Annotated in this window: 2 protein-coding genes; both read right to left on the reverse strand. The window is 61.3% G+C overall.

From position 1 onward, the window contains the following. A partial coding sequence (locus QNK41_RS05360; RefSeq protein WP_319254525.1) for a molybdopterin biosynthesis protein occupies positions 1-1721 on the reverse strand: 1721 nt, incomplete at its 3' end. Between the two features lie 214 nt (positions 1722-1935). Continuing rightward, positions 1936-3045, reverse strand: a 1110-nt coding sequence (glp, locus tag QNK41_RS05365; RefSeq protein WP_319254527.1) for a gephyrin-like molybdotransferase Glp, incomplete at its 5' end; no start/stop codon positions are given.

Raw genomic sequence — 3045 nt, forward strand, 5'->3', positions numbered from 1 at the left:
CCTGCATCAGCCGTTCCACTCAGCACGGCCACGGCTACGTTCATGTGGGTGAACTCTTCGCTGGTGTAGCCGTTGATCTGCTCCGGGGAGAGGCCGAGTTGCCCCAGGCGATAGTCCAGTAGGATCCGGGTGCCAGAGCCACCCTGGCGGTTCATGAACACGATGTCGTCGCGTCCCAGGTCTTCGATACCCTTGATGCCCTTGGGGTTGCCTTTGGGGATGATCAGCCCCTGGTCGCGCATCACCAGATTTACCAGCCGGACCGGTGTGTCGGAGAGGTAGCGTTTTACATAGGAGAGATTGTATTCCCCGGTTTCCGTATCCAGCAGGTGGGTGCCGGCCAAATGGCACACCCCGCGTTTGACGGCCATGAGCCCACCCATGCTGCCCACGTGGCTGGAAGAGAGGGTCAATGCACCGTCGCCGATACGCAACTGGTCGGCCAGCACGTCCAGGGTGTTGTCGTGGCTGCCCACGATGACGATGGTGTTGCGGATGGCGGGCAGGGGCCTGAGCAGTTCGGCCTGGACCGGGTCGCTGTCCTTGATGCCTTCGGCCTGGCTGGGGATTCGGATGATGCCGTCGGCTTCGGTAAGGCTGGTGATCATGCCGGCCCCCCGGGGCAGCGGCGTGGCCACGATGCGATCGCCCACCTGACCCAGCTTGACCCGCAGGAATTCCTCCACGCCCAGCCGGGAGGCGATCTTGCGGGTGGGTACCACGGCTACTTTCTGGCGTGGATGGTCGGCGACGCCCAGCATGTGCCGGATCAGGGGCTGAACGAATTGCTCGACGGCGATGATGGCGGACACCGGGTAACCGGGGATGCCGAAGAAGGGCTTGCTCTGGATATCGCCGAGGATCACCGGTTTGCCGGGCATGATGGTCACGCCGTGGACCAGCAGCCGTCCCAGGTCTTGGAGAACAGGCAAGGCGTAGTCCTCTGAACCGGCCGACGACCCACCGATAGTCATCACCATGTCCACATCGCCGGCCACGGCGTCGGCCACCGTTTTCCGGATCAGATCCAGGTCGTCCATGACCCGTTCGTGCCGCAGTGCCTCACCACCGCAGGCGCCGATCATTTTTTCAAGCACGTAAGCATTGGTTTCCAGCACCTGTCCCGGTTCCAGGTCTTCGGGGGCGGTGGTTCGCCAGTCCACCAGTTCCGATCCGGTGGGGATGATCAACACCCGCGGTTTTCTTCGTACCGGCACCCGATAGATGCCGCCCGAGATCAGGGCCCCCACGCAGTATGGGGTCACCGTATGGCCCCGGGGGTAGAGCAGTTCGGTGGCCACGATGTCTTCACCCATTTTGCGCACGTGCTGCCAGGGAAAGGCCGGTGCTTCGATGCGGATCCGGTCGTCGCCCACTGTCTGGATATTCTCGATCATGATGACTGCATCGGTGCCCTCGGGCATGACGTGGCCGGTGTTGAGAAAGCGGGCCTGGGTCCCCACGGCCAGCTCTTTGGGTCGGGTTTCGCTGGCACCGAAGGTCTCTTCCGCTTTCACGGCAACGCCGTCCATGGCCGCGGCGTGAAAGTTGGGCGATGAAACGGCGGCGGTTACCGGTTCGGCCAGGACCCGGCCTACGGCTTCCGGTGGCGTCACGGTTTCGGCAGGCATGGTGCCGGTGCCGGGAAAATGATCGAAGAGGATCTGCCGGGCTTCTTCGAGGGGTTTCATGTTCAAGTACACGTTGCGTTTGGTGATCAAGGGTAACTCCCGTTAGCGTTTTAAGCGTGAGACTTTTAAAAAAAAGAGAACCGCAGAATGTCCAATTTTCAATGTCGAATGCTCAAGGGTGGTATCGTTTTGCGATATCGATGATTAAAAAACGGTAGAATACCTTCCTTCGATATTCTGCGGTTCCTTGTTCGATATTGGAAATTCGCTTTTATTTAAAAAAACTCGAATTGGCCGGTGGCCGTCATAATGGCATCACCTCAACCGTGGTTCCCTGCTCCAGCCCTTCCGTATTCATGCCGATGGCGATGAGGCCGTCGGCCTTGACCATGGTGTTGATCAGTCCGGATTTGCCCAGGACAGGTTCCGCCATGGGTTGGCCGTCGACTTCAACCAGGCGCACGCGGACATAATCCACACGCCCCTGGGCCGAGGCCAGGTTGCGGTTCAGGACGGCCTGAACCGGAAATTGCCGGACCGTCTGCGACAGCCCGCAAAGCCGGTCTAAAAAAGGACGAACCACCACTGCAAAGACCACCATGGCGGACACGGCGTGGCCGGGCAGTCCCCAGAATGCCTTGCCGCCCGAGCGGGCAAGGATCGTGGGCTTGCCGGGGCTGATGGAGATCCCGTGGACCAGGATTGACGTGCGGGGAAGGGTGTCGAGCACCTCTACGGTAAAATCTCTGGCCCCCACCGAACTGCCGCCGGAAATCATGACCATGTCGGAGCAATCCAGGGCGCTTCGGCACTTGTCCATGAGGTCGCCACGATTGTCCTTGACGATGCCGAAGACCATGGGCATCCCTCCGGCCGCCAGCACCTGGCCGGACAGGGTCTGGGTGTTGATGTCCCGGATCTGTCCTTCGCCGGGCACCTGGTCCACCGGCACCACTTCGTCACCGGTGGAGATGATGCCCACCCGGGGGCGCCTGAAAACGGTCGTTTCCGTCCGCCCGCAGGCGGCCAGCAGGCCGGACTCCTGGGGGCGTATCCGCGTGCCTGCTTTCAGCGCCGGTTGGGTATGCCGGATATCCTCGCCCTTTTCGATGACATGCTGGCCCGGGGCCACACTCCGATAAGCCTCGATGGTGGTGTCGTCAAGCGTATCGGTGTGTTCGACCATGATGACGCTGTCTGCGCCCTCGGTCAGCATGCCGCCGGTGGCGATCCTGGCCGCCTCACCGGGACCGATGGAAAAGTCGGGCCGCTCGCCCATCCTGATTTGCCCACGTATGTTCAGATAGGCGGGGTTGGCCTCGGATGCGCCGAATGTTGAGGAGGCCTTGACGGCAAACCCGTCCATGGTGGACCGGTTGAAATCGGGAATGTCCACATCGGAGTAGACATCTTC

This window comes from Desulfosarcina sp. (genome assembly GCF_033791525.1).
Taxonomy (GTDB): domain Bacteria; phylum Desulfobacterota; class Desulfobacteria; order Desulfobacterales; family Desulfosarcinaceae; genus Desulfosarcina.